Annotated in this window: 24 protein-coding genes; 20 read left to right on the top strand and 4 right to left on the bottom strand. The window is 68.8% G+C overall.

Annotated features, from left to right (window positions below):
* Positions 1-49: 49 nt before the first annotated feature.
* The 3 genes from C469_RS05205 to C469_RS05195 all read left to right on the top strand — a co-directional run bounded on the left by C469_RS05205 (position 50) and on the right by C469_RS05195 (position 3163).
* Positions 50-784: a hypothetical protein gene (locus C469_RS05205; RefSeq protein WP_008004464.1), complete on the top strand. Its 735-nt coding sequence runs from the start codon at positions 50-52 to the stop codon at positions 782-784.
* A 641-nt stretch (positions 785-1425) separates the two neighbouring features.
* Positions 1426-2616, top strand: coding sequence for a 5-(carboxyamino)imidazole ribonucleotide synthase (locus tag C469_RS05200; RefSeq protein ID WP_008004462.1), 1191 nt, complete (start codon positions 1426-1428; stop codon positions 2614-2616).
* Between the two features lie 10 nt (positions 2617-2626).
* Positions 2627-3163: an NUDIX hydrolase gene (locus C469_RS05195; protein WP_008004461.1), complete on the top strand. Its 537-nt coding sequence runs from the start codon at positions 2627-2629 to the stop codon at positions 3161-3163.
* Here the strand turns inward: C469_RS05195 and C469_RS05190 are convergent.
* Positions 3146-4369: a PQQ-binding-like beta-propeller repeat protein gene (locus C469_RS05190; RefSeq protein WP_008004460.1), complete on the bottom strand. Its 1224-nt coding sequence runs from the start codon at positions 4367-4369 to the stop codon at positions 3146-3148. The two genes, C469_RS05195 and C469_RS05190, sit on opposite strands and share 18 nt — an antisense overlap.
* A gap of 122 nt (positions 4370-4491) precedes the next feature.
* Here C469_RS05190 and purE point away from each other — a divergent pair, with 122 nt between their 5' ends.
* The 13 genes from purE (at position 4492) to C469_RS05125 (ending at position 16065) form a co-directional block, all read left to right on the top strand.
* The gene (gene purE, locus C469_RS05185) at positions 4492-5109 is read left to right on the top strand and encodes a 5-(carboxyamino)imidazole ribonucleotide mutase (protein WP_008004459.1); all 618 of its coding nucleotides are present in this window, start codon (positions 4492-4494) and stop codon (positions 5107-5109) included.
* 146 nt (positions 5110-5255) lie between these two features.
* Entirely contained in the window at positions 5256-5675 is a 420-nt protein-coding gene (locus tag C469_RS05180) for an NADH-quinone oxidoreductase subunit A (RefSeq protein ID WP_008004458.1), read from the top strand.
* Positions 5672-6370: an NADH-quinone oxidoreductase subunit B gene (locus tag C469_RS05175; RefSeq protein ID WP_008004457.1), complete on the top strand. Its 699-nt coding sequence runs from the start codon at positions 5672-5674 to the stop codon at positions 6368-6370. The genes C469_RS05180 and C469_RS05175 overlap by 4 nt, the downstream gene beginning before the upstream one ends.
* Entirely contained in the window at positions 6367-8031 is a 1665-nt protein-coding gene (locus C469_RS05170) for an NADH-quinone oxidoreductase subunit D (protein WP_008004456.1), read from the top strand. The genes C469_RS05175 and C469_RS05170 overlap by 4 nt, the downstream gene beginning before the upstream one ends.
* Positions 8031-9104, top strand: coding sequence for a complex I subunit 1/NuoH family protein (locus tag C469_RS05165; RefSeq protein WP_008004455.1), 1074 nt, complete (start codon positions 8031-8033; stop codon positions 9102-9104). Before C469_RS05170 ends, C469_RS05165 begins: the two co-directional genes overlap by 1 nt.
* Position 9105: 1 nt before the next feature.
* Positions 9106-9567 (top strand): NuoI/complex I 23 kDa subunit family protein, encoded by a 462-nt coding sequence (locus C469_RS05160; protein WP_006629674.1) that lies wholly within the window; start codon positions 9106-9108, stop codon positions 9565-9567.
* A 49-nt stretch (positions 9568-9616) separates the two neighbouring features.
* Positions 9617-9883, top strand: coding sequence for an NADH-quinone oxidoreductase subunit J (locus tag C469_RS05155; RefSeq protein ID WP_004049822.1), 267 nt, complete (start codon positions 9617-9619; stop codon positions 9881-9883).
* The gene (locus tag C469_RS05150) at positions 9880-10236 is read left to right on the top strand and encodes a hypothetical protein (protein WP_049911052.1); all 357 of its coding nucleotides are present in this window, start codon (positions 9880-9882) and stop codon (positions 10234-10236) included. The genes C469_RS05155 and C469_RS05150 overlap by 4 nt, the downstream gene beginning before the upstream one ends.
* Positions 10236-10556, top strand: a complete 321-nt coding sequence (gene nuoK, locus C469_RS05145; protein WP_008004452.1) for an NADH-quinone oxidoreductase subunit NuoK — start codon at positions 10236-10238, stop codon at positions 10554-10556. The genes C469_RS05150 and nuoK overlap by 1 nt, the downstream gene beginning before the upstream one ends.
* A gap of 1 nt (position 10557) precedes the next feature.
* Positions 10558-12600: an NADH-quinone oxidoreductase subunit L gene (gene nuoL, locus C469_RS05140; RefSeq protein ID WP_008004451.1), complete on the top strand. Its 2043-nt coding sequence runs from the start codon at positions 10558-10560 to the stop codon at positions 12598-12600.
* Complete coding sequence (locus tag C469_RS05135; protein ID WP_008004450.1) at positions 12600-14129, top strand: complex I subunit 4 family protein; 1530 nt, start codon at positions 12600-12602, stop codon at positions 14127-14129. Before nuoL ends, C469_RS05135 begins: the two co-directional genes overlap by 1 nt.
* Positions 14122-15633 (top strand): NADH-quinone oxidoreductase subunit N, encoded by a 1512-nt coding sequence (locus C469_RS05130; protein WP_008004449.1) that lies wholly within the window; start codon positions 14122-14124, stop codon positions 15631-15633. The genes C469_RS05135 and C469_RS05130 overlap by 8 nt, the downstream gene beginning before the upstream one ends.
* 90 nt (positions 15634-15723) lie before the next feature.
* Positions 15724-16065, top strand: coding sequence for a hypothetical protein (locus C469_RS05125; RefSeq protein WP_049911050.1), 342 nt, complete (start codon positions 15724-15726; stop codon positions 16063-16065).
* A gap of 9 nt (positions 16066-16074) precedes the next feature.
* Here C469_RS05125 and C469_RS05120 read toward each other — a convergent pair whose 3' ends face one another.
* The 3 genes from C469_RS05120 to C469_RS05110 are packed head-to-tail and all read right to left on the bottom strand — an operon-like array spanning position 16075 to position 18111.
* Positions 16075-16302, bottom strand: coding sequence for an H/ACA ribonucleoprotein complex subunit GAR1 (locus C469_RS05120; protein WP_049911049.1), 228 nt, complete (start codon positions 16300-16302; stop codon positions 16075-16077).
* 2 nt (positions 16303-16304) lie between these two features.
* The gene (gene srp19 / locus C469_RS05115; RefSeq protein WP_008004446.1) at positions 16305-16583 is read right to left on the bottom strand and encodes a signal recognition particle subunit SRP19; all 279 of its coding nucleotides are present in this window, start codon (positions 16581-16583) and stop codon (positions 16305-16307) included.
* Between the two features lie 58 nt (positions 16584-16641).
* Positions 16642-18111, bottom strand: coding sequence for a PAS domain-containing sensor histidine kinase (locus C469_RS05110; protein WP_008004445.1), 1470 nt, complete (start codon positions 18109-18111; stop codon positions 16642-16644).
* A gap of 220 nt (positions 18112-18331) precedes the next feature.
* On the opposite strand from C469_RS05110, the gene alaS reads away from it, so the two are divergent.
* The 4 genes from alaS (at position 18332) to C469_RS05090 (ending at position 24747) form a co-directional block, all read left to right on the top strand.
* Positions 18332-21112 carry an alanine--tRNA ligase gene (gene alaS, locus C469_RS05105; RefSeq protein WP_008004444.1) on the top strand — a complete coding sequence of 927 codons (2781 nt, stop codon included), beginning with the start codon at positions 18332-18334 and terminating at the stop codon, positions 21110-21112.
* A gap of 21 nt (positions 21113-21133) precedes the next feature.
* On the top strand, positions 21134-21940 hold the full coding sequence (locus C469_RS05100; RefSeq protein WP_008004442.1) for an alpha/beta fold hydrolase: 807 nt from the start codon (positions 21134-21136) through the stop codon (positions 21938-21940).
* Positions 21941-22035: 95 nt separating this feature from the next.
* Positions 22036-22752, top strand: coding sequence for a type 1 glutamine amidotransferase (locus tag C469_RS05095; RefSeq protein ID WP_008004441.1), 717 nt, complete (start codon positions 22036-22038; stop codon positions 22750-22752).
* A gap of 96 nt (positions 22753-22848) precedes the next feature.
* On the top strand, positions 22849-24747 hold the full coding sequence (locus C469_RS05090) for a PINc/VapC family ATPase (RefSeq protein ID WP_008004440.1): 1899 nt from the start codon (positions 22849-22851) through the stop codon (positions 24745-24747).
* Positions 24748-24842: the final 95 nt, after the last annotated feature.

The raw sequence follows: 24842 nt of genomic DNA, 5'->3' as shown, positions 1-24842 counted from the left end.
CCGTCTCCCGACCCGAACTCGTTAACCCCGTGAGGCGCCCAGTACGCCCGTGACCACCCACGCCGACCTCGGGTTCGACCTCGACGTGCGCGACACGGACGCGGTCGCCGACCGGCGCGACGAGCTCGTCGCCGCCGTGCGGGACCACGCCGGAACGATCGCCTACCAGCTCGCCCGGCTGCAGGGCGGCGACTACGGCCGACAGGAGGTGTCGACGCCGGGCGGGACGTGGACCGTCAAACACGAGGCCGGCGAGCTGGAGTTCCTGCTGTTCTCGCCGAAGTCGGGCTCGGACGTGTACGTGATCTCGACGAAGCAGCCGCCGGAGCCCGCCGACCTGGCGACAGCGCTCGGCGACTACGCGAACTTCGTCGCGGCGTGGAACGAGTGGGTAGATTCGCTCTCGGGCGTCCTCGACGGGGTGAGCGCCGAATTTCCCGACCCCGCGTCGACCGACGGGGTCGTGGCCGAGCGCGACCGCGTGCTGGACCGCGTGCGCGACACCTGCTCCGTCATGGCCGGCGAGATCCATCGGTACGAGGGCGACGACTACGGCACCTTCACCGCCCGCGTCGACGGCGACCGCTGGGAGCTGAAGTGGGACGAGGGGACCGTCTCGTACCTCCGGGTCGGGGGGTCGGGCGGGCTCTACCTCCTCTCGCAGTACGAGGCGCCGTCCGCGGCCGACGTGCGCGAGTACGTCGACTCGTTCCGCGGGTTCGTCGACGCGTACAACGAGTTCGTCGTGGAGCTGGAGAGCGACCTCGCGGCGGTCGAGCTGTAGGCGCTGAGAAACGATTGTGGGCGATAGCGGGAGTGAGTATTGCAGATCGGTGGCGGCAAGAGCGTATTTAAAAAGACATGAGCGACTGCGACGATCGCTTATAACTGACGAGTGCGGTGGCGCGCGCCTCCGAGCGCCCATCGGGCGCGAGGAGCGCCGCGCGAGGTCGCCGGCGCGTCGCGCCGGCTGCCAGAGGGACCTTCGGTCCCTCGCTGGAGTCGGTCGCCCGGAGCAACGCGGAGGGCGACCGNGGCGCGTCGCGCCGGCTGCCAGAGGGACCTTCGGTCCCTCGCTGGAGTCGGTCGCCCGGAGCAACGCGGAGGGCGACCGACGAGGCTGGGGAGGTGTGAGGTGCTGTGCGGTTTCGGGTGGGGCTTTGGAGGTCTTCACCGCCGATTTACCATCAACCACTTATAAACAGTCGACAGCAACATCACTCGATCGCTTATAAACAACCGATCACCCAACCCGCTATACCTACTCTCGCTATCGATCAAGAGTTCGTCTCCGGCAACCGGTTGTGTCACTGTGGTATGTCTAAACAAAACGATTTCAACGAACTCGAAAAGTTATACATATATGTGCCTATTTATCTGTGCAATGTGGGAATATTTATGCAGTAACGTCCGGTACCGCCGCGTATGACGATCACGCTACCGGGACCGACGCTCGGCGTCGTCGGCGGCGGTCAACTGGGTCGGATGATGGGCGAGGCGGTCGCGCCGCTCGGCGTCGAGGTCGTCGTGCTCGATCCGACGCCCGACTGTCCGGCTAGTCCCGTCGTCAGCGACCAGATCGTCGGCGGTTTCGACGACCCCGACGCGATCCGCGAGCTGGCGAGCCGCGTCGACGCCCTGACCTTCGAGATCGAGCTGGCCGACCCGGACCTGATGGCCGAGGCGGCCGCCGAACACGACGTGCCCGTTCACCCGGATCCGGACACCCTCCGCACCATTCAGGACAAGCTCGTCCAGAAGGAGGCGCTGGTCGACGCCGGGATCCCCGTCCCCGAGTTCGTCGCGGTCGCCACCGCCGAGGGGCTCGAGCGCGTCGTCGAGGAGTTCGGCGGCGTCATGCTGAAGGCCCGCGAGGGCGGGTACGACGGGCGCGGGAACGTCCCGGTCCGCGACCCCGCGGACGCGGCCGACGCGCTCGACGAGGTCGGCGGGAACGCGATGGCCGAGGAGTTCCTCGACTTCGAGCGCGAGATCGCCGTGATGGGGCTGAAGGGGGCCGACGGCGAGACGCGGACCTACCCCGTCACGGAGACGGTCCACCGCGAGGAGATCCTCCGCGAGAGCGTCGCTCCGGCCCGGACCGGCGACGCGGTCGTCGCCGAGGCCGAGTCGGTCGCGCGCGACGTGCTCGACGTGCTCGACGGCCGGGGCGTCTTCGGGATCGAGCTGTTCGAGACGAAGGAGGGAGAGGTGCTCGTCAACGAGATCGCGCCCCGGCCGCACAACTCCGGCCACTGGACCATCGAGGGCGCGCGCACCTCGCAGTTCGAGAACCACGTCCGAGCCGTCCTCGGCTGGCCGCTCGGCCCGACCGACCTCGTCGCGCCCGCGGTCACAGCGAACGTGCTCGGCGACGTCGAGGAGACGCAGCCCGCGACGCTGTCGGGCGTCGAGGAGGTGCTCGCGGCGCCCGACGCCGATCTCCACTGGTACGGGAAAGACGACGTGCGCCCGCTCCGGAAGATGGGCCACCTGACGGCGACGGCGGGAGGCGACGACCCGAGGGACGACGATGCCTCCGGTGACGCCGACCGCGACGCCCTGCTCTCGCGGGCGCGAGCCCTCCGCGACGGGCTGACCTTTCGGACCGAGTAGCTGCGGAGCGATGCCCGACGACCCCGCATCCGACGACCCCGCATCCGACGACCTCGCGCCCGAGGCGCCCCGCAAACGCCAGTCGATCCGGCTCCCGGCGGACCGGATCGAGGCGCTCCGCGAGTGGGCGGAAGAGGGGACCGCACTGACCGCCGCGGCCCGCGTCCGCGACCCCGACGACCGGCTCGCGCTCGTGAAGACCGCGTGGTCGGACGGGTGGGTCCTCCCCGGCGGCGCGGTCGAGGCCGGCGAGTCGCCCGCGGCCGCGGCGGCGCGGGAGGTCCGCGAGGAGACGGGGCTGGACGCGCGGATCGGCGACCCGGTCGTCGTCTTCGAGCAGTCGTACGTCGACGCCGAGCGCGACGCGGTCGCGTTCGAGGCCGAGTACGCGGTCTACGCGGCGCGCGCCGCTGGGCAGATTCCGGACGCCGCCGAGCTCGGGACCGATCCCGACGAGATCCGCGCCGCCCGGTGGTTCGAGGGAGTCCCGGAGGCGCTCCACGACGGCGACCTCCTCCGCGCGTACCTCTCAGGAGAGCACCGCTAACCGCCCGTCGCTGGTTTCTGTCGCCACCGTCGCGAACAGCCTCCCGTCGGCGGCGGTGACGTAGCTCGCGCCGCCGTCGACCTCGCGCTCGAACCGCGTCTCTCCGAGGCGGAGGGACCGGACACCGACGCCCCCGTCGACGCCGACCCCGCGGAGCCGTTCTCCGCCGACGTATATCGTGTCGCCCACGAGCGCCGGCGGCGTCGGTCGAACGGCGCTTCCGATATCGGTCCGCCACGCGCGGTCCCCGCTCTCCGCGTCCAGCGCGTACAGCCGCCCGCCCGAGACCGCGAACACTCCGCCGTGACCGGCCGCGATTCCCCCTTCGGCGAATCCGCGAAGGCCGGCGCGCCACTGCGGCTTCCCGGTCCGGTCGAAACAGCGAACCGACCCGTCTCCCGCGCCGACCACCACGTCCCCCGACCCCCGTGTCGACTCGTCGTCCGGCCCGCGGGACGCGACGACGGTCGGCGCGGTGCGGATCCCGGCGTCGACGGTCCGGTTCCAGCGCACGCGGCCGTCGTCGTCGACCGCGTACAGCTCCCCGCCGGCGGTCGCGGCGTAGACGACGCCGTACACCGACGCCAGTGAGTGGGCGGCGGCACGCCGGACGATCCCGTCGAGCCGCCGTTCCCACTGTCGCTCGCCCGTCGCGCCGTCGAACGCTCGGAGGTACTCGCCGGCGCCGATCACGACCCGATGACCGTCCCCGCGGTCGACGACGAGAGGCGTCGTCTCGCCGAAGACGTACTCGAACGCTCGGCTCCACAGCTCCTCACCGGTGTCGAGATCGCGCGCGACCAGCGCATCCCGCTCCGGGACGTACGCCACGCCGTCCGCGACGGCCGGCGCTCCGGTGTAGCGAAACGCGTCGTTGTCGTCGGGGGCGACGGCCCAGCGCCGGCTCAGGTCTCCGCGGTCGAGCGCGACCACGTTCACGCCGGTGTTCAAAAGCACCGTTCCGTCGGTCACCACCGGGTCGCCGGCGGGGATCCCGTCGAACTCGTGCGTCCGGTCGACGGTCGGGTCGTCGCGCGGCGCGGCGCCGTTCGGCACCGCCCGCGAGTTCCACTCGTTGCCGCCGCCGGTCGGCCAGTCGTACGCCTCGTCGCTGCCGGGAGCGGCGTCGAACTCGCCGAGACAGCCGGCGGCAGCCGCCGTTCCGGTCGCGCCGAGACCGGCGAGAAACGCGCGTCTGGAGGGCATGTTCGTCCAGCGATTCCGCGTCCGAGCCCTTCCGCCTTGCGGTCGCTGGAGTGTCTATCGCCGGCGTGACGGAGGGCCCCGGACCGGCACGATTTACAACCCGGCTCGCGTCACCCACTCCCATGACGACGGTCCAAGACCTGATCGACCGGCTCGAAGCGGAAGCGGCGGCCGACGCCGACCCCGAGACGACTCCCGACGTGGGGATCATCATGGGATCGGACTCGGACCTCCCCGTCATGGAGGGCGCGTACGACGCGCTCGACGAGCTCGGGTTCGCGGAGCAGACCGACTTCGACGAGGCGCCGGACGCGCGGTTCACCTACGAGAGCTACGTCGTCTCCGCGCACCGGACGCCGGAGCTCATGTACGCGTACGGGGAGACCGCGGCGGCCCGCGGGCTCGACGTCGTGATCGCGGGCGCGGGCGGGAAGTCCGCCGACCTCCCGAACATGACCGCGTCGCTCGCGTACCCGATCCCGGTGATCGGCGTCCCGGTTCAAGAGAAGTCGGTGAACTCGGTCATCGGGATGCCCACCGGGGCCCCGATCGTCGCGGTCGACGCGGGGAAGTCGTTCAACGCCGCCCTGTCGGCCGCGCAGGTGCTCGCGCGCGAGCACGACGCGATCGAAGAGCGACTGGTCGAGTACCACGAGGGGCTGAAAGGCGGCGTCGCAGACGTGTCGGCGGGTCTTCACGACCTCGGCATCGACGGGTTCCGCGAGCGGGACGAGTCGTAGGGTCGTCCGGAGGACCGCGGAGACGCTCAACCCCGATCGCCCGTCCGACCTGCTGGCCGGCGTTTTCGGCGACGTGGGGGCGTTGCGGTGAAGACTCAACGCTTATGAGGGGGCGGTCCAAACCCCAGCACGTTACGGAGACCTATATGAGCGATTGGATAGCGATCGGCGCCTTGGCGGCCGTCGGCCTGGTCATCCCCCTAGCGATGATGTCCGTGTCGGCGTTGCTCCGTCCGAGCGTGCCTGAGACCGGTAAAAGTACCACCTACGAGTCCGGCGAGACCCCGACGGGCGGGACGCGGATCCGGTTCAACATCCAGTACTACATGGTCGCGCTGTTGTTCGTCGTGTTCGACATCGAGACCGTGTTACTGTTCCCGTGGGCCGTCATCTACCGTCCGGCGATCAGCGCCGGCGTGCCGATGATCGACCTGTTGTGGCCGATGTTGGCGTTCGTCGGAATCCTCGCGATCGGACTCGTCTGGGCGTGGCGCTCCGGCGCCATCAGCTGGGCCCGGAGTCCCCGCGCGACCAGTCGAAAGACGGAGCGTGACCTCAACCAATGAGCAGCGATCAACCATTCATCACCGACGAATCGCAAGTCGTGACCGAGACGCGGGACGCCCGGATGACCGGGCAGGGAGACCGATTTAACTCCCGCCTCCGCGAGGCGTTCGGCTCCTCGCCGTTCATCCTCACCAAGTTCGACAAGTTCCTGAACTGGTGTCGCGGATCCTCGATGTTCATGCTGCAGTTCGGCATCGCCTGCTGCAGCATCGAGATGATGCACACCTACGCGGTGAAACACGACCTCGACCGCTTCGGGAGCGGGGTCCCCCGCGCCTCGCCGCGGCAGGCCGACGTGATGATCGTCCCCGGGACGATCGTCTCGAAGTTCGCCCCGCGGATGAAGCGCGTCTACGACCAGATGCCCGAGCCGAAGTTCGTGGTCGGCATGGGCTCGTGTACCATCTCCGGCGGTCCGTTCCAAGAGGGGTACAACGTGATCAAGGGCGCCGAGGAGGTCATCCCGATCGACATCCACGTCCCCGGCTGCCCGCCCCGTCCCGAGGCCCTCGTCTACGGCGTCGTGAAGCTGCAGGAACGCATCGCCAACGGCGAGGCCGCGCCCGTCACCGTCAAGCCGTACGAACTGGAGGAGTTCTCCGACCTCGAACGCGACGAGCTCGTCGACAAGCTCGCCGACCAGATCGACGACGACGAACTCGTCATGCGGTACAACTTCGCTGATTCGCCATGAGCCTCGAACGACCTGACACCGTCGACGACGGCGCCGTCGAGCGCACCCCCGACGAGCTGGAGGCGCTCTTGGGCGACCTCGTCGTCGACCGCGACGACCACCTGAACGCGCCCGGATTCGTCATCCGGCCCGACACCGTCCAGGAGACGCTCTCGATCCTGAAAGAGCAGGCGGGGTACGACCACCTCTCGGTGGTCTCCGCACAGGAGTACGAGAACCGGTACGAGTCGATCTACCATCTGAAGAAGTTCGACGACCCGACCCAGGAGGTCAGCGTCGTCGTCCCCGCCGACAAGGACGATCCCGTCTCCGAGTCTGCCGAACCGGTGTTCCGTACCGCCGACTGGCACGAACGCGAGGCGTACGACCTGATCGGCATCGAGTACGACGACCACCCCGACCTGCGGCGGATCCTCCTGCCCGAGACGTGGCAGGGCCATCCCCTGTCGATGGATTACGACCTGGACCGACCGCAGATCGCCACGCTGCCGGAGCACGCGAACCCGCTGGAGGACCACCACAAGGACGCTGAGTCCGACACGATGTTCCTCAACATCGGGCCGCACCACCCGGCGACGCACGGGGTGCTCCACCTGAAGACGACGCTCGACGGCGAGCAGGTCGTCGACGTCGAGCCCGACATCGGCTACCTCCACCGTAGCGAGGAGCAGATGGCGCAGTCCGGGACGTACCGCCACCAGATCATGCCCTACCCGGACCGCTGGGACTACATCTCGGCTGGCCTGCTCAACGAGTGGGCGTACGCCCGCGCGGCCGAGGACCTCGCCGACATCGAGGTCCCGGAGTACGCGCAGGTCATCCGGACGATGGGCGCGGAGATGTGCCGGATCGCCGCGCACATGCTCGCGCTCGCCACGTTCGCGCTCGACATCAACGGCGACTTCACGGCGACGTTCATGTACGCCATCAACGACCGCGAGCGCGTCCAGAACCTCTTGGAGGATCTGACGGGCCAGCGGCTGATGTTCAACTACTTCCGCCTCGGCGGCGTCGTCTGGGACCTCCCGGAGCCACGCGAGGAGTTCTTCTCGAAGACCCGGGACTTCCTCGACCAGCTCCCGGAGTCCGTGGAGGAGTACCACAACCTGATCACCTCGAACGAGGTGTTCCAGATGCGGACCATCGACACGGGTGTTCTGCCGCCGGAGGTCGCGAAGAACTACGGGGCCACCGGCCCCGTCGCCCGCGGCTCGGGGGTCGACTACGACCTGCGTCGCGACGACCCGTACGGGTACTACGACGAGCTCGACTGGGACGTCGTCACCGAGGAGGGATGCGACAACTTCAGCCGCCTCCTCGTCCGGATGCGCGAGGTCGAGGAGTCGGCGAAGATCATCGGGCAGTGCGTCGACCTGCTCGAGGACTGGCCGGAGGACGAACGGAACATCCAGGCGAACGTGCCGCGCACGCTGCGCCCGGACGACGACACCGAGATCTACCGCGCCGTCGAGGGCGCGAAGGGCGAGCTCGGCATCTACATCCGCGCCGACGGGACGGACAAGCCGGCGCGGTTCAAGATCCGGTCGCCCTGCTTCTCGAACCTCCAGACGCTTCCCGAGATGGCGAACGGGGAGTACATCCCCGACGTGGTCGCGGCGCTCGGTAGCTTAGACATCGTTCTCGGGGAGGTGGACCGCTGATGGGGACGGCGCCAGCACAGCTGTTCCCCGAGTTCCTCGTCGACACGTTCGGGCTTCCCGGCGTGCTCGGCGAGGTCGTCGCCTCGCTGGTCGGGGCCGCCGTCGTCGCCAACATCATCCTCGCGTTCTCCGGCGTCGCCGGACCGTGGGCGAAACGGAAGATCACGGCGGCGTTCACCGACCGCATCGCGGTCGACCGGATCGGCCCCTACGGGCTGCTCATCATCCCGGCGGCGGCGGTCCAGCTGCTCGCGAAGGAGCTCATCATCCCAGAGGGAGTCGACCGCCCGACGTGGGACATCGCTCCGATACTGCTGCCGGCGTCGGCGATGCTCGGGTTCTCCGTGATCCCGATGGGCCAGATCGGCCCGCTGAACCTCCACCTCGCCGACCCGGAAGTCGGGCTGGCGCTGGTGTTCGCGTTCGCCTCCATCGCCTCCGTCTCGCTCGTGATGGCCGGCTACGCGTCGAACAACAAGTACTCGCTACTCGGCGGGCTCCGCGCCGTCGCGCAGAACCTCGCGTACGAGATCCCGCTCATCGTCACCGCGATGTCCGTCGTGATCTTCGCCGGGACGCTCCAGATAAGCGGCGTGGTCGGGGCACAGACGGAGACGCTCGTGACGATCGCCGGGTTCGACATCCCGGCGTGGTACGCGTTCGTGAACCCGTTCGCGTTCGTGCTGTTCCTCACGGCGAACATGGCGGAGATCGGTCGGAACCCGTTTGACATCCCCGAGGCACCGACGGAGATCGTCGCGGGGTACCAGACGGAGTACTCCTCGGCGTACTTCGTCCTGTTCTACCTCGGCGAGTTCGTCCACATCTTCCTCGGCGGTGCGATCCTCTCCGTGGTGTTCCTCGGCGGCGCATCCGGTCCGGGGCCGGAGAGTATCAGCTTCATCTGGTTCGTGGTGAAGGTCTGGGGCTTCTTCCTGTTCACGCAGTGGGCCCGCGCGGCGATTCCCCGCGTCCGGATCGATCAGCTGATCGAGATCGGCTGGAAAGGAATGCTGGTGCTGTCGTTCGCGAACCTGGTTCTCACGGCCGTAATCGTGGGGGTGATCGCGTAATATGATCGGACTCATGAAATCCATGGCGACGACGATGAAGCACGCGCTGGACGGGAAGACGTTCACGGTGGAGTACCCGGAGGACGCGCCCGAGGTGAGCCCGCGCTTCCGCGGCGTCCACAAGTTCAGCCAAGAACGGTGTATCTGGTGCCGCCAGTGCGAGAACGTCTGTCCGAACGACACGATTCAGATCGTGCAGGACGACCAGCGAAACGGCGAGCAGTACAACCTCCACATCGGGCAGTGCATCTACTGTCGACTCTGCGAGGAGGTCTGTCCCGTCGACGCCATCCTGCTGACGCAGAACTTCGAGTTCACCGCGGACACGAAGGACGACTTCGTGTTCAACAAAGAACAGCTCAAGAACGTCCCGTGGTACAAGGGAATCGACCCGCTGGAGTCCCGGAACCCCGATCGCGGCGCGTGGATCGGGGAGGGAGACGGCGAGGTCGACTACCAGTAGCGGGCGCGTCTCGAAATCTTCAAAGGGACTCTCATAGGAGACAAACACAATGGTTTATGCTACCATCGCGTTCGGGCTGTTCGCCGCGGTCACGCTGGCGTTCGGCCTCGGGGTCGTCCTCGCGCGCGACGTGTTCCACGCCGCGTTGCTTCTGGGCGGTGCCCTGACGAGCGTCGCGGTGCACTACGTGATGCTGCAGGCGGAGTTTATCGCCGCCATGCAGATCCTCGTCTACGTGGGCGGGGTGTTGATCCTCGTCACGTTCGCCGTGATGCTCACGCGATCGGACACGGAAACGGAGGTGAATAGCGCATGAGTAACGATGACTCCCGAAGCCGCGGGCGTCTCGTACCCGCAGTCGCGGTCGGACTCCTGTTCGCAATCATGGCCCTGACGGTGCTGTCGGCCGACTTCGGCGAGGTGGCGGCGTTCCCGGCGGACGCGTCGATCGTCCACAACATCGGGTACGCCCTCTTCAACCTCGGCGAGTACGAGCTCGGCGCGGTGCCCTCCGAAGGGTTCCTCGCCGCGTTCCTGATCGCCGCCGTCGCGCTCGACGTGGCCGTCGACGGCGCGGTGTACCTCGCGAAACGCGAGGAGGACGGCTCCATCGTCTCTGCGGTGGGCACGGCGTTCACCGACGGCGGACGCGACGGAGGTGAGCGGTAATGACGGCCGTCGCTTCCTCGATCCCGCCCGAGTGGTACCTGCTGCTCGCCGCTGCCGTGTTCTGTATCGGCCTGTTCGGCGTTCTCACGCGGCGAGACGCGCTCTACTTCCTGATGAGCGTCGAGCTCATGATGAACGCCGCGAACATCAACTTCGTCGCGTTCGCGCTGTACTACGGCGACCTCACGGGGCAGGTGTTCGCGCTGTTCGTCATCGCGCTCGCGGCCGCGGAGGTCGCGATCGGGATCGGCATCATCCTCGTGTTGTACCGCAACTTCGGTGTCACCGACGTGACCGTTCCAACGGAGATGAGGTGGTAACATGATAGACGTGTTCTCATACGTTCCGGCGATCGTTCTCCTCCCGTTCTTCTCGTTCCTGATCGCCCTGGGTGTCGGCAAACACCTCCCGAAGGGCGGCGCCTTCGGCGGCATCGCGGCGACGGCGGGGTCGTTCCTGCTCTCGCTGTGGGTGCTCGCGACGGTCGCGGGCGGGGAGGCGGCGAACCGCACGCTCTACACGTGGGCGGACGCGGGCGGCATCGGTCCGACGGACGTCGAGCTATCCTTCGGAATCCTGATCGACCCGCTATCGGCGCTCATGCTCGTCATCGTGACGCTCGTGGCGCTTCTAGTCCACGTGTTCTCGCTCGGCTACATGAACGACGAGGGCGAGACGGGACTCCCCCGGTACTACGCCGGGCTCGGCCTGTTCACGGCGTCGATGCTCGGCTTCGTCGTCGCCGACAACCTGCTGATGGCGTTCATGTTCTTCGAGCTGGTCGGGCTCTGCTCATACCTGCTCATCGGCTTCCACTTCCGGGAGCCGGGACCGCCCTCGGCGGCGAAGAAGGCGTTCCTCGTCACGCGGTTCGGGGACTACTTCTTCCTGATCGGCGTCGTCGCGGTGATCGCGACGTTCGGCACCGCACAGTTCGCCGGTGATGGGTCGTTCCCCGCACTGGCCGACGCAGCGCTCAATGGCTCCGGGTCGGTCGCGTGGACGCCCGGCGGCGTCGAACTGCAGACGTGGCTGACGGTCGTCGGCCTGCTCGTGTTGGGCGGCGTCGTCGGGAAGTCCGCGCAGTTCCCACTGCACACGTGGCTCCCCGACGCGATGGAGGGCCCGACGCCCGTCTCCGCGCTCATCCACGCCGCGACGATGGTGGCGGCCGGCGTCTACCTCGTCGCGCGCATGTACGGGTTCTACGCGCTGTCGCCGACGGCGCTCGCGGTCATCGCCTTCATCGGCGGCTTCACCGCGCTGTTCGCGGCGACGATGGGGCTCGTGAAAGACGAGCTGAAGCAGGTGCTCGCCTACTCCACCATCTCGCAGTACGGCTACATGATGCTCGCGCTCGGCGCGGGCGGGTACGTGGCCGCGGTCTTCCACTTGACGACCCACGCCTTCTTCAAGGCCCTGCTGTTCTTGGGTGCCGGCGCGGTCATCATCGCGATGCACCACAACGAGAACATGTGGGACATGGGCGGGCTCAGATCGAAGATGCCCGTCACCTACTACACCTTCCTCGCCGGGTCGCTGGCGCTCGCGGGCATCTTCCCGTTCGCCGGCTTCTGGTCGAAAGACGAGATCCTCTACGAGGCGCTCGTCCACGGGCTCAATGACCCGCTGCTGCTCGGCGGCTACCTGATGGGACTGCTCGCGGTGCCCGTCACCGCCTTCTACACCTTCCGGATGGTGTTCCTGACGTTCCACGGCGAGCCCCGGAGCGAGACCGCACGCGACCCCGAACCCGTTCGCTGGAACGTGAAGGGGCCGCTGACGGTTCTCGGCTCGCTCGCGGTCGTCACCGGCTTCATCAACATGGTGCCGGTCCAGAAGGTCCTCGGACTGGAGGGGATCGACCTGCTCCACCGCTGGCTCGACAACGAGTGGGGCGGCATCGAAGGGCTCTCCTCGCACCATTACGGGGACATCGGCCCGTACAGTAGCGCGTACCTCGTCGGCGGCGAGGTCGGTACGGTGCTCGTCGGCGCGGTCGTCTCGCTCGGCTTAGCGCTCGGCGGCCTCGCGGTCGCGTGGCGGCTCTACAACGTTCCGTCGCCGACGGAACACACGGCGAAGCTCGGCGGGATCAAAGACGTGCTGTACAACAACTACTACTTGGACGAACTGCAGGTATGGCTCGCGTATCGCACCGAGGACGTCGCCGGCGGCGCGAACACCTTCGATCAGGGGATCATCGACGGCGTCGTCAACGGCGTGTCGTCGGTGAGCCTCTTCGGTGGGAGTCGGGTCCGCCGACTCCAGAGCGGCGTGGTCTCGCAGTACGCCATGCTGCTCACGCTGGGGCTCGTCGCGTTGCTTCTCGCGCTCGGCGTGACCGGGGGGTGGTTCCTGTGATGCTCGAAGCGCTCATCGGCGTCACGTTCGTGGCCGCGCTCCTCGTGCTGCTCGCGCCGGACGAGTGGGCGGGGCGGCTGGCGTTCGCGTTCAGCCTGCTCCCGTTCGCCGGCTCGCTGTACCTCTGGTCCGGCTTCGACGGCGCCGGCAACGCCCTCACGGGCGGCGACATCGCGTACGCGACCCAGATCGAGTGGTTGGAGGTCGGCGGACGGACCGTCTCGTGGTTCGTCGGCGTCGACGGGATCAGCCTCCCGCTCGTCGTGCTCACGACGTTCCTCGTTCCGCTCGCGATCGTGAGCGCGTGGACGCCGATCGATTCGCGCCAGAGCCAGTTCTACGGGCTCATGCTGTTCATGGAGGCGAACCTGCTCGGCGTGTTCACCGCGCTCGACTTCTTCCTCTGGTTCGTCTTCTGGGAGGCCGTCCTCGTGCCGATGTACTTCCTCATCGGCATCTGGGGTGGTCCGCGTCGGAAGTACGCCGCGATCAAGTTCTTCGTCTACACGAACGCCGCGTCGCTGCTGATGTTCATCGGGTTCATGTCGCTGACGTTCGCGCTCGGCGACTCCGTGAGCTCGTTCGCGCTGCCGGAGATCACGGCGGCGATCGCCGACGGCGGTCTCGGGACGTGGTTCAACATCTCACCGGACCGGATCGCGATGGTCGCGTTCCTCGCGATGTTCCTCGGGTTCGCGGTGAAGGTCCCGATCGTTCCGTTCCACACGTGGCTGCCCGACGCCCACGTGGAGGCGCCGACGCCGGTGTCGGTGCTGCTGGCCGGCGTCCTCCTGAAAATGGGGACGTACGCGCTACTCCGATTCAACTTCACGATGCTTCCGGACCAGGCGTCGGCGCTCGCAATTCCGATCGCCGCCGTCGCCGTCATCAGCGTCATTTACGGCGCGATGTTGGCGCTGGCCCAGAAGGACCTCAAGCGGATCGTCGCCTACTCCTCCGTCTCGTCGATGGGGTACGTCATCCTCGGACTCATCGTGTTCACCGAGTACGGTGTCGGCGGCGCGACGTTCCAGATGGTCGCGCACGGTCTCATCTCGGGGCTGATGTTCATGGCCGTCGGCGTCATCTACAACGCGACGCACACGCGGATGGTCGGCGACATGTCCGGCATGGCCGACCGGATGCCCGTCGCGGTGGGCATCCTCGTCGCCGGCGCGTTCGGGTACATGGGACTCCCGCTGATGGCCGGCTTCGCCGGTGAGTTCTTCATCTTCGTGGGCTCGTTCGCCGCCCCGGCGCTGCCGTACGCGCCGATCTTCACGGCGCTCGCGATGTTCGGTATCGTCATCGTCGCCGGCTACCTGCTGTCGGCGATGCAGAGCACGCTGTTCGGGCCCTTCGAGCTCGAAACCGACTACGAGGTCGGTCCCGCGCCGTTCCACGACGTCGCCCCGCTCGCGGTGCTTCTGGTGGCGATCATCGTGCTCGGCGTGGCGCCCGACATCTTCTTCGAGATGATCCGTGACGCCGCCGTTCCCGTGGTCGAGGGGGTGACCGTCGATGGTTAACACGCTTCCGCAGGTCGCGGCGCTGTTGCCCGTCTTCCTGCTCGCGTTCACGGGACTCGCGCTGCTGCTCGTCGACACGATCAGCCCCGACGCGCGGTCGAACACCTCGATGGCGGTCGTCGGTGCGATCGGCTCGCTCGCCGCGCTCGCGGCCAGCGTCTGGCTGGTCGTCTCCGGCACCGGGAGCACCGACACCGGCGGGGCGATCACCCTGTTCGCCGAGGCGATCAAGGTGGACACGATGGCGCTGTTCTTCACCGCCATCTTCGCGTCCGTGACGGCGCTGGTCGTCGTGGCGGCCCACGACTACTTCCACGACCACGAGAGCCCGGCGGCGTTCTACTCGCTCGTCGTGTTCGCAGCGACCGGGATGGCGCTGCTCGCGGCCGCGAACTCGCTCGCGGTCGTGTTCGTCGCCCTCGAGATGGTGTCGCTGCCGTCGTACGTGCTCGTCGCGTACCTCAAGCGGGACCGCGGGAGCGTCGAGGCGGGGATGAAGTACTTCCTCGTCGGCGCGCTCTCCTCGGCGATCTTCCTCTTCGGGATCTCGCTGGTGTACGCGGCGACCGGGTCGCTGCTGCTCGACGATGTCGCCGAGGGAGTCGGAGCGCTCGACGGCCTCGCCGGCGTCGCCGGTCTGGGAATCGTGATGATCGTCGGCGGCGTCGCGTTCAAGACCGCCTCCGTCCCGTTCCACTTCTGGGCGCCGGAGGCGTACGAGGGCGCTCCCGCACCGGTGAGCGCGTTCCTCTCGTCGGCCTCGAAGGCGGCCGGCTTCGTGGTCGCGTTCCGCCTGTTCACCGAGGCGTTCCCGGTGGGCGCGTCGCTCACCGCCGGCATCGACTGGGTGCTGGCGTTCGGCATTCTCGCGGCCGTGACGATGACGCTCGGGAACTTCGCGGCGGCCGTCCAGGAGGAGGTCAAGCGGATGCTCGCGTACTCCTCCATCGGGCACGCGGGCTACGTGCTCATCGGCGTCGCGGCGCTCTCGCAGGACGGGGGCGCCAACGGCGCGGTGATGGGCGCGGCGATGGCTCACCTGCTCGTCTACGGGTTCATGAACACCGGCGCGTTCCTCTTCGTCGCGATGGCGGAGCGGTGGGGCGTCGGTCGAACCTTCGAGGACTACGCCGGGCTCGCGCGTCGCGCGCCCGTCGCCTCGACGGCGATGGCCGTGTTCATGTTCTCGCTCGCCGGGCTCCCGCCCTTCGCCGGGTTCTTCTCGAAGTACTTCCTGTTCATGGGCGCCATCGACAACGGCTTCCTGTGGCTGGCGGCGTTCGGCGCCGTCAACAGCGTCGTCTCGCTGTACTACTACAGTCGGGTCGTGAAGGCGCTGTTCATCGACGACCCGGCGTCGTCGAGCTCGCTGGACGCGGTCGACGTGCGGCCCACCGGGCTGTACGCCGCGGTCGTCTTCGCGGCGGTCGCGACGGTGCTGCTCCTGCCCGGCTTCGGGCCGGTCATCGAGACGGCCGAGGCCGCGGCGTCGGCGCTGTTCTAGCGGTCCGGCGCGCCCTCGCAGCGCTTTCGACTTCGATCTCTCTCCACCGGTACCGCAGGTATTAGCCCGTTCGGTCCCGTATATGTCGTTATGAGTAGAACTCGAACGTACCGCTGTCTGAACTGCCTCGAACACACGGTGAGCCGCGAGTTCGACACCTCGCATCTGTCGGTGACGTGCCCGACCTGCGAGTCGTTCGAGCGGTTCGTCAACGAGGCGGTGTATCGACAGTTTCAGGCGTTCGAGGAGTCGCCGCCGGCGGAGTTGGACTGGCAGCGGCTCGATCGAGTGGAGAAGCTCGTCGTCGCGGAGCGGCTCGCCCGCTCGACGAAGACGATCGATGACTTCGACGTGGTGAGTGGTGACGAGGAAGAAGACGGGGCGGAGGACGAACGCTCGAACGAGGCCGCCGAGTCGCCGACTCCCGAGTAGGACCGCGATTCAGCGCGCGTACAGCTTTCCGCCGACGAGCGCCGCGAGGTCGTCGTCGTTCGGCGTCACCGCCACGTAGGGGCGATCGACGGGGCCGAACACGTCGACGACGCGGCCGACCGTCGCGAGTGACTCGTCGACCACGGACGAGCCGATCCGCGGCGGCTCCGCGCCCGCCTCGGCGCGCGCGATAGCGAGGCCGCCGGCGGTGCGGACGACCGTGCCCACGCGGCGCATCGTCACTCTCTGATGACCCCGAGGTAGGCGGCGATCGCCTGTACGAGGTCGTTTTTCGCAGTGTCTTCGGTCCCTCGAACGACCACCGCGCCTCGCGGCTCGAACTCGCGTGAGTAGGTCTTCTCGCGTTCGATCACAGCGTCGTAGCCGACCTGTTGGACCGCCTTCGCGATCTCGTCGACGGTCGGCTCCTCGATCGCGAGGTCCATCGGGACGCGGCGTCCCGCCGACCGCGATCGGTCGGCGTCGAAGTACGCGGGATAGACGACGTTCTCGACCATATACCGGAGAGGCGAGCGCGCGGCGTAAGGTCGTTTCGGACCGGTTCGGTCCCGACGCTCACGATGTCTTGAACTCGAACCGGGCGCCGCCGGAGTCGCCGGCGAGCGCGCGCACCTCCCAGCCGTGCGCGTCGGCGATCCGTTTCGTGATCGCGAGCCCGAGACCCGTCCCGTCCTCCTCGGTCGTGAACCCGCTCTCGAACACGCGGTCTCGTTGGCCCTCGGGGAGCCCGCAACCGTCGTCTTCGACGAAGAACCCGCTTCCCGCCGCCCCGTCGTCGCTGCGGAACGCCGCCGTCCCGACGCGCACGGTGACGTGGCCGGCGTCGTCGGTCTCCGGCGACAGCCGGCCGTGTTCCACGCTGTTCCGGAACACGTTCTCCAGCAGCTCCCGCGTCCGGGTCGCGCTCGCGTCGACCGTCACGTCGCCGTCGACGACGAGCTCGGCGCCCCCGGTGTCGACGCTCTCCCACGCGTCCCTCGCGAGCGCCTCGATCGAAACGGGCTCCGTGTCGCCGACGGACTCCCCCTGCCGGGCCAGCGAGAGCAGGTCGCCGACGAGCTCGTCCATCCGGTCCAGCGCCTCCACGGTCTTCTCGAGGTGGGCGGTCTCGCCGGTCTCGTTCGCGAGGGCGACGTACCCCTCCGCGACGGAGAGCGGGTTCCGGAGGTCGTGCGAGACGATCGAGGCGAACTCGTCGAGCCGTTCGTTCTGCCGTTCGAGCGCCGCCTCGCGCTCGCGGCGCTCCGTCACGTCGGTGTAGATCGCGTACCCGGAAACGTTCTCGGCGTCGAGTCGGATCGGCACGACGTGCAGGATGAAGTGTCTGGGGCCGTCGGCGGTCTCGCGTGTCACCTCGCGTCTGACGTTCTCGCCGCGCTGGAGTCGCTCGTTGAGCTCCGTAGCCTCGGACTCGGCCTCCTCGGTGGGGGGAACGATGAAGTCGTCGACGGACTCGCCGACCACGCGGTCGGCGGCGTAGCCGAACGTCTCCTCGAACGCGTCGTTGACTCGATGAACGATCGGCTCGCCGTCGACGTAGTCGTAGGCGATCGCGGGGTCGGGGACGTTCGAGAACAGCGCAAGCAGGTGGTCCCGTTCGGCCCGCAGCGCCTCGTCGTCGCGGTCGAGTCCCGGCCCGCCTCCGGCCGCGAGCCAGCGGAGCGTCGCGTCGAGCTCCGTCGGGGTGGTCGCGATCGCGTCGACGAGGGGGTCGGTCGCCGGTTCGCTGACGGGGTCGTCGACGAACGCGACCACCCGATACGACCGGTCGAGGCGGTGGACCGCGTCGAGCCCGTCGGCGTCGAGGACGACGGCGGCCTCCGCCGCCGCGAGATCGCCGTCGTTCGGCGTCGAAGACGCGTCGTCGCCGGGGGTGTGAGCGTCGTCGCCGGGGGTGTGAGCGTCGTCGCCGCCGGACACGGATGCGGCGACCATGCTCTCCACGGCGTCGGCAACGTCCGCCGCCTCGTCCGCGTCGCCGCCGAAAACGAGGACGGAGGGCCGCCCGCTCGGCTCGGTGTTCACGATACCGTGAACACGACTGGTGCGCGGATAAATTTTCCTTCCGTCGTCCGTTCCCTAGGGATTCGCGGCCGATCCGACCGGAGAGAGCGTTGAACGGTCCGGCCGGAGTGAGTTGAGCGGTCCGGCCGGAGGGAGCGCTGGACAGGCCGCGGAACGCGTACGAAGCGGGCCGCGAGGCACCCCGGAACCCTTTTGGAGGAACACGGGCCACGTTGCAGTAATGAGCGATCTCGAAGCGGAGTACCGCCTCGACTACTTCGAAGAGGAGGGGTTCGAGCGGAAGGAGTGTATCTCCTGTGGCGCGCACTTCTGGACCCGCGATGCCGACCGCGAACTGTGCGGCGAGCCGCCCTGTGAGGACTACAGCTTCATCGACGATCCGGGCTTCCCGGAGGCCCACACGCTCTCTGAGATGCGGGAGGCGTTCCTCTCCTTCTTCGAGGAGCACGACCACGAACGGATCGACCCGTACCCGGTCGCGGCGAACCGCTGGCGCGACGACGTGCTCTTGACGCAGGCGTCGATCTACGACTTCCAACCGCTCGTCACCTCCGGTCAGACCCCGCCGCCGGCGAACCCCCTCACCATCTCACAGCCCTGTATCCGGATGCAGGACATCGACAACGTCGGCAAGACGGGCCGGCACACGATGGCCTTCGAGATGATGGCCCACCACGCGTTCAATACGCGCGAAGAGGTCGACGAGGACGAGTACGCCTACCACGGCGAGGTGTACTGGAAGGACGAGACCGTCGAGTACTGCGACGAGCTGTTCGAGAGCCTCGGCGCGGATCTGGAGGAGATCACCTACATCGAGGACCCGTGGGTCGGGGGCGGCAACGCGGGCCCCGCGATCGAGGTCATTTATAAAGGCGCCGAGCTGGCGACGCTCGTCTTCATGTGTATGGAGCGGGACCCCGACGGCGACTACGAGATGAAGGACGGGCACACGTACTCGTTCATGGACACGTACATCGTCGACACCGGGTACGGGCTCGAGCGGTGGACGTGGATGAGTCAGGGGACGGCGACGGTGTACGAGGCCGTCTACCCCGAGGCGATCGACTTCCTCAAGGAGAACGCGGGGATCGAACACACGGAGGCGGAACGGAAGCTCGTCCACCGCGCTGCGAAGCTCTCCGGCCGACTCGACATCGACGACGTGGACGACGTGGAGGCCGCTCGCGGCGAGATCGCCGACCGGCTTGACGTCGACGTCGACCGGCTCCGCGAGCTCGTCGAGCCGCTCGAGTCGATCTACGCGATCGCCGACCACTCGCGGACGCTCGCGTACATGTTCGGCGACGGGATCGTCCCCTCGAACGTCGGGACGGGCTACCTCGCCCGGATGGTGCTTCGGCGCACGAAGCGGCTCGTCGACGAGGTCGGCGTCGACGCCCCGCTCGACGAGCTCGTCGACATGCAGGCCGAGCGGCTCGGCTACGAGAACCGCGACACGATCCGCGAGATCGTCCGCACCGAGGAGCGGAAGTACCGGAAGACGCTCGAACGCGGCTCCCGCAAGGTGGAGTCGCTCGCGGACGAGTACGCCGGCACGGGCGAACCGATCCCGACGGCGGCGCTCCTGGAGCTGTACGACTCCCACGGGATCCAGCCGGACATGGTCGCCGACATCGCCGCCGAGCGCGGCGCGACCGTCGACGTACCGGACGACTTCTACGCGCTCGTCGCCGACCGCCACGAGGAGGAGGACGGCGACGAGGCGGCCGCGGACCGCGACGACCGGCTCGGCGACCTCCCCGAGACGGAGAAGCTGTTCTACGACGATCAGGGACGCACCGAGTTCGAGGCGGTCGTCCTCGACGTGTTCGAGCGCGAGGAGGGGTACGACGTGGTGTTGGACCAGACGATGTTCTACCCGGAGGGCGGCGGTCAGCCGGCCGACCGCGGCCAGCTCACCGCCGGCGAGACCACCGTCGACGTGGTCGACGTACAGGAGACGAACGGCGTCGTGCTCCACCGGACGGACGCCGACCCCGGGAAGGGAGAGTTCGTCAAGGGACAGGTCGACGGCGACCGTCGCGACCGGCTCCGCGCGCACCACACCGCGACCCACCTGATCGGCCACGCGGCCCGCGAAGTGCTCGGCGATCACGTCCGGCAGGCGGGCGCACAGAAGGGGATCGACTCCTCCCGGCTCGACGTCCGTCACTTCGATCGGATCTCTCGCGATCAGGTCAAAGAGATCGAACGGGTGGCCAACGAGCTCGTCCGCGACGACGTGCCGGTGCGCCAGGAGTGGCCCGACCGCAACGAGGCGGAGGCCGAGCACGGGTTCGACCTGTATCAGGGCGGCGTCCCGCCGGGAACCAACATCCGCCTGATCCACGTCGGCGACGCCGACGTGCAGGCCTGTGCCGGTACCCACATCGACCGGACCGGCGAGATCGGCGCGGTGAAGGTGTTAAAGACGGAGCCCGTCCAGGACGGCGTCGAGCGGATCGTGTTCGCCGCCGGCGGCGCGGCGATCGAGGCGACCCAGCGCACGGAGGACGCGCTGTACGACGCCGCCGAGGCGCTCGACGTCGACCCGCTCGACGTGCCCGAGACCGCGGAGCGGTTCTTCGAGGAGTGGAAGGCGCGCGGCAAGGAGGTCGAGTCGCTCAAAGAGGAGCTCGCGGCGGCGCGCGCCTCCGGCGGCGCCGACGCAGAGGAGGTCGACGTCGACGGCGTGACCGCGGTGATCCAGCGGCTCGACGGCGACGCCGACGAGCTTCGCGCGACCGCGAACGCCCACGTCGACGACGGGAAGGTCGCGGTCGTCGGCAGCGGGGCGGACGGCTCCGCGAGCTTCGTGGTCGGCGTCCCCGACGGCGTCGACGTGAACGCCGGGCAGGTCGTCTCGGAGCTCGCCGGCCGCGTCGGCGGCGGCGGCGGCGGTCCCCCGGACTTCGCGCAGGGGGGCGGCCCGGACGCGGACGCGCTCGACGACGCGCTCGACGCGGCGCCTGACGTGCTCCGCAGTCTCCAGGAGGCCTGAGCTCACTCTCACCCGGTTTTTATGCCCCACGCGAACAACGCCGGCGTCGAGATCCGGTACGAGACGGACGCCCCCGACGCCGGCGACCCCGACGAGGCGGTCGTGTTCTGCGGCGACGTGGGGCTCGGCGCCTGGCAGTTCGGCTGGCAACACGCCGCGCTCGCCGGCCCGCACACGGTCATCACGCCGGAGACGCGCGGCGTCGGCCGGTCCGACGCGCCGCCCGGGCCGTATACGGTCGAAGCGCTCGCGAGCGACGTGGACGCCGTGTGTGCCGCGGAGGGGATCCGGAACGCCCACCTCGTCGGGTACGGCCTCGGCGGGATGGTCGCGCTCGCGTACGCGCTCGCCTCGTCGCGCCCGGCGAGCCTCTCGGTCGTCGGCACGCCGCCCGCGGGCGACGCCTACAACCCCGACGGCGTGTGGGCCGACCCGTCGACCCCGGCGGCGGTGGAGGGGTCGCTGAACGGACTCCTCTCGGAGTCGTTCCGGGGGAACCACCCCGACGCACTCTCGCGGATCGCGGAGTGGCGCCTCGCCGAGGACGCCGGCCGCGAGACGTTCGAGGCCCACCGCGCGGCCGTCGACGGGTTCGACCTCTCGGACCGGCTGTACGAGCTCACGACGCCGACCCTCGTCGTCCACGGAACCGACGACACCGCGTGTCCGGTGACGGCGGCCGAGACGCTCGCGGAGGGACTTCCGCGCGGCGAGCTCCACGCGGTTGAGGGCGCGCGCCACCTCGTCGGCGTCGAGGCGTCGGCCGCGGTCAACGACGCCCTCGTCGGCTGGCTCGCGGAACACGCCGCGGACCCCTTCCCGGAGTGAACGGAAGCCGGCCGACCGAACTCGCCGCTCCCCGACGGCGGTAGCGCTTCGCGCCGTCGCAACCGTTTTTGCCCCGTCGCGCGTCGGAACCTCCAATGACACGGCTCCGGTTCGCTCTGCTGAACGCCGCCCACGACGGCGCGAACACCCGGCGGAACTTCCGGCGCGAGCTCGACGCCGACCTCGTCGAGTTCTCGGCCAGCGACGGCCACCTCCCCGACCACACCGAGTTCGACGGCGTCGTGGTCACCGGGTCGCGCTCGTCCGTCTACTGGGACGATGAGTGGATCCCGCCGCTCATCGACTACGTCGCCGAGGCCGCGGAGGCCGGGCTCCCGGTGCTCGGCGTCTGTTACGGCCACCAGGTGGTCGCCGAGGCGCTCGGCGGGCGCGTCGCCGGGATGGACGGGTTCGAGATCGGGTACAACGAGGTCCGCCACCGCGGCGGCGACGAGCTGTTCGCGGGGATCGACGAGGCGTTCACCGTCTTCACGACCCACGGCGACGCGGTCGTCGAGCTCCCGCCGAGCGCGACCCTGCTCGCCGAGAACGACCGCGGCGTCCACGCGTTCCGCGACGGCCACTGTTGGGGCGTGCAGTTCCACCCGGAGTACGACCTCGAGACGGCGCGGGAGGTCACCGAGGGGAAACGCGAGCGCCTCGGCGACGCCCGCGTCGATTCGGTGCTGGCCGAGATCACCCCCGAGGCCTACGACGCCGCCTGCGAGGCGAAGCCGCTGTTCGACAACTTCGCGACGTACGCCCGGCGACTGAAAGCCGAGCGGGAGTCGGTCGCCGCGGCCGGCGACTGACCCGGGTTCGCCGACGGCGCGACCGGCGATTCCCCGCCCGACTTCGGCGCCGCCCGGGTCGAACACGCTTATACGGTTCCCGCCCGGACGCTCCGTATGAACGTAGTACCGGACACCAGTGCGGTCGTCGACGGCCGCGTGTCCGAACGCGTCGAGGACGGGACCTACGCGGCGGCGACGGTGCTCGTCCCGGAGGCCGTCGTCGGCGAGCTGGAGTCGCAGGCGAACGACGGGCTGGAGTCGGGATGGGACGGACTGAGCGAGCTCAAGCGGCTCGCCGACTACGCCGACGAGGGGACGATCGAGCTGGAGTACGTCGGCGAGCGCGCCGACGGCGACGCCCGATCGCGCGCCCACGAGGGCGACGTGGACGCGCTGATCCGCGAGGTCGCCGACGACCGCGACGCCACGCTCCTCTCCAGCGACGTCGTGCAGGCGGAGGTCGCCCGCGCGAAGGGGATCGACGTCGAGTACGTCGAGCCGGTCGCCCGCGGCGTCGTCGACGAGCTGCCGATCCAGCAGTTCTTCACGGACGAGACGATGTCGGTCCACCTCAAGACGGGGACGAAGCCGAAGGCGAAGCGCGGGGCCCTCGGCGAGATGCGGTACGAGGTCATCGACGACGAGGAGACGAGCGAGGCGCAGATGGACGAGTGGGCGACAGCGGTCGTCGACCTCGCGCGGCAGTCCAACGAGGGGTTCATCGAGCTCTCCGACGACGGGATGGACATCGTCCAGTTCCGGAACTACCGGATCGCGGTCGCGCGCCCCCCGTTCGCCGACGGGATAGAGATCACGGCCGTCCGTCCCATCGCGAAGACGACGCTCGACGACTACGAGTTCGCCGACGAGCTCCGCGAGCGCTTCAAAGAGCGGAAGCGCGGCGTGCTCATCTCCGGGTCGCCCGGGGCCGGCAAGTCGACGTTCGCGCAGGCGGTCGCGGAGTTCCTCAACGACAACGACTACGCGGTCAAGACGATGGAGAAGCCGCGCGACCTCCAGGTCGGTCCGGAGATCACCCAGTACGGCGCGCTCGGCGGCGAGATGGAGAACACGGCCGACTCCCTCCTCCTGGTTCGCCCCGACTACACCATCTACGACGAGGTCCGGAAGACGAACGACTTCGAGGTGTTCTCGGACATGCGGATGGCCGGCGTCGGGATGGTCGGCGTCGTCCACGCCTCCCGCGCCATCGACGCGCTCCAGCGGCTCGTCGGCCGGGTCGAGCTCGGGATGATCCCGCAGATCGTCGACACCGTCGTCTACATCGAGGCCGGGGAGGTCCACACGGTGTACGACGTGACGACGGAGGTGAAGGTGCCCGCCGGGCTCACCGCCGAGGACCTCGCGCGTCCGGTCATCCAGGTGTCGAACTTCGAGACGGGCCGCCCGGAGTACGAGATCTACACGTTCAACCGGCAGGTCGTCACGGTCCCCCTGAACGACGAGGGCGGCGAGGCCGAGAGCGAGACGGGCGTCGGTCGGATCGCGAAACAGGAGATCGAACGCGAGATCAAGTCGGTCGCGCACGGCCACGTCGACGTCGAGCTCGAGGGGAACGACCAGGCGATCGTGTACGTCTCCGAGGGCGACATCGGCACCGTCATCGGCAAGGGCGGCGGCCGCATCAGCGACATCGAGAACCGCCTCGGGATCGAGATCGACGTCCGCACCCACGACGAGAAGCCCGGCGGTCGCGGGGGCGGATCCGGCGGCGGGGGCGGCTCGAAGGGACAGGGCGGCGGCCGGGGCGGGCAGGTCGGCGAGGAGCGCGGCACCGTCGTGACCCCCGAGATCACCTCTCGGCACGTCGTCATCGACGTCGACGCCGGCGTCGGCGAGACGGTCGAGGTGCGCGCGGACGGCGAGTACCTCTTCACCGCCACCGTCGGCCGCGGCGGCGAAGTGCAGGTCTCCCGCGGCTCCGCGATCGCCGAGGAGCTGGAGGACGCGATCGACCGGAAGCGCACGGTGACGGTCGTGCCGGCTCGCTGATCGCCGCGCCGAACCGCCGATCGCCGGCCCCGACTCGCTGATCGTCGGGTTTCCGCACCGGTCTCGGGCGATATCGCGACGGTCCGTCCCCGCAC

Origin of the sequence: Halorubrum lipolyticum DSM 21995, assembly GCF_000337375.1 — an archaeon.
GTDB lineage: Archaea > Halobacteriota > Halobacteria > Halobacteriales > Haloferacaceae > Halorubrum > Halorubrum lipolyticum.
This window is presented reverse-complemented; position numbering and strand designations above follow the sequence as displayed.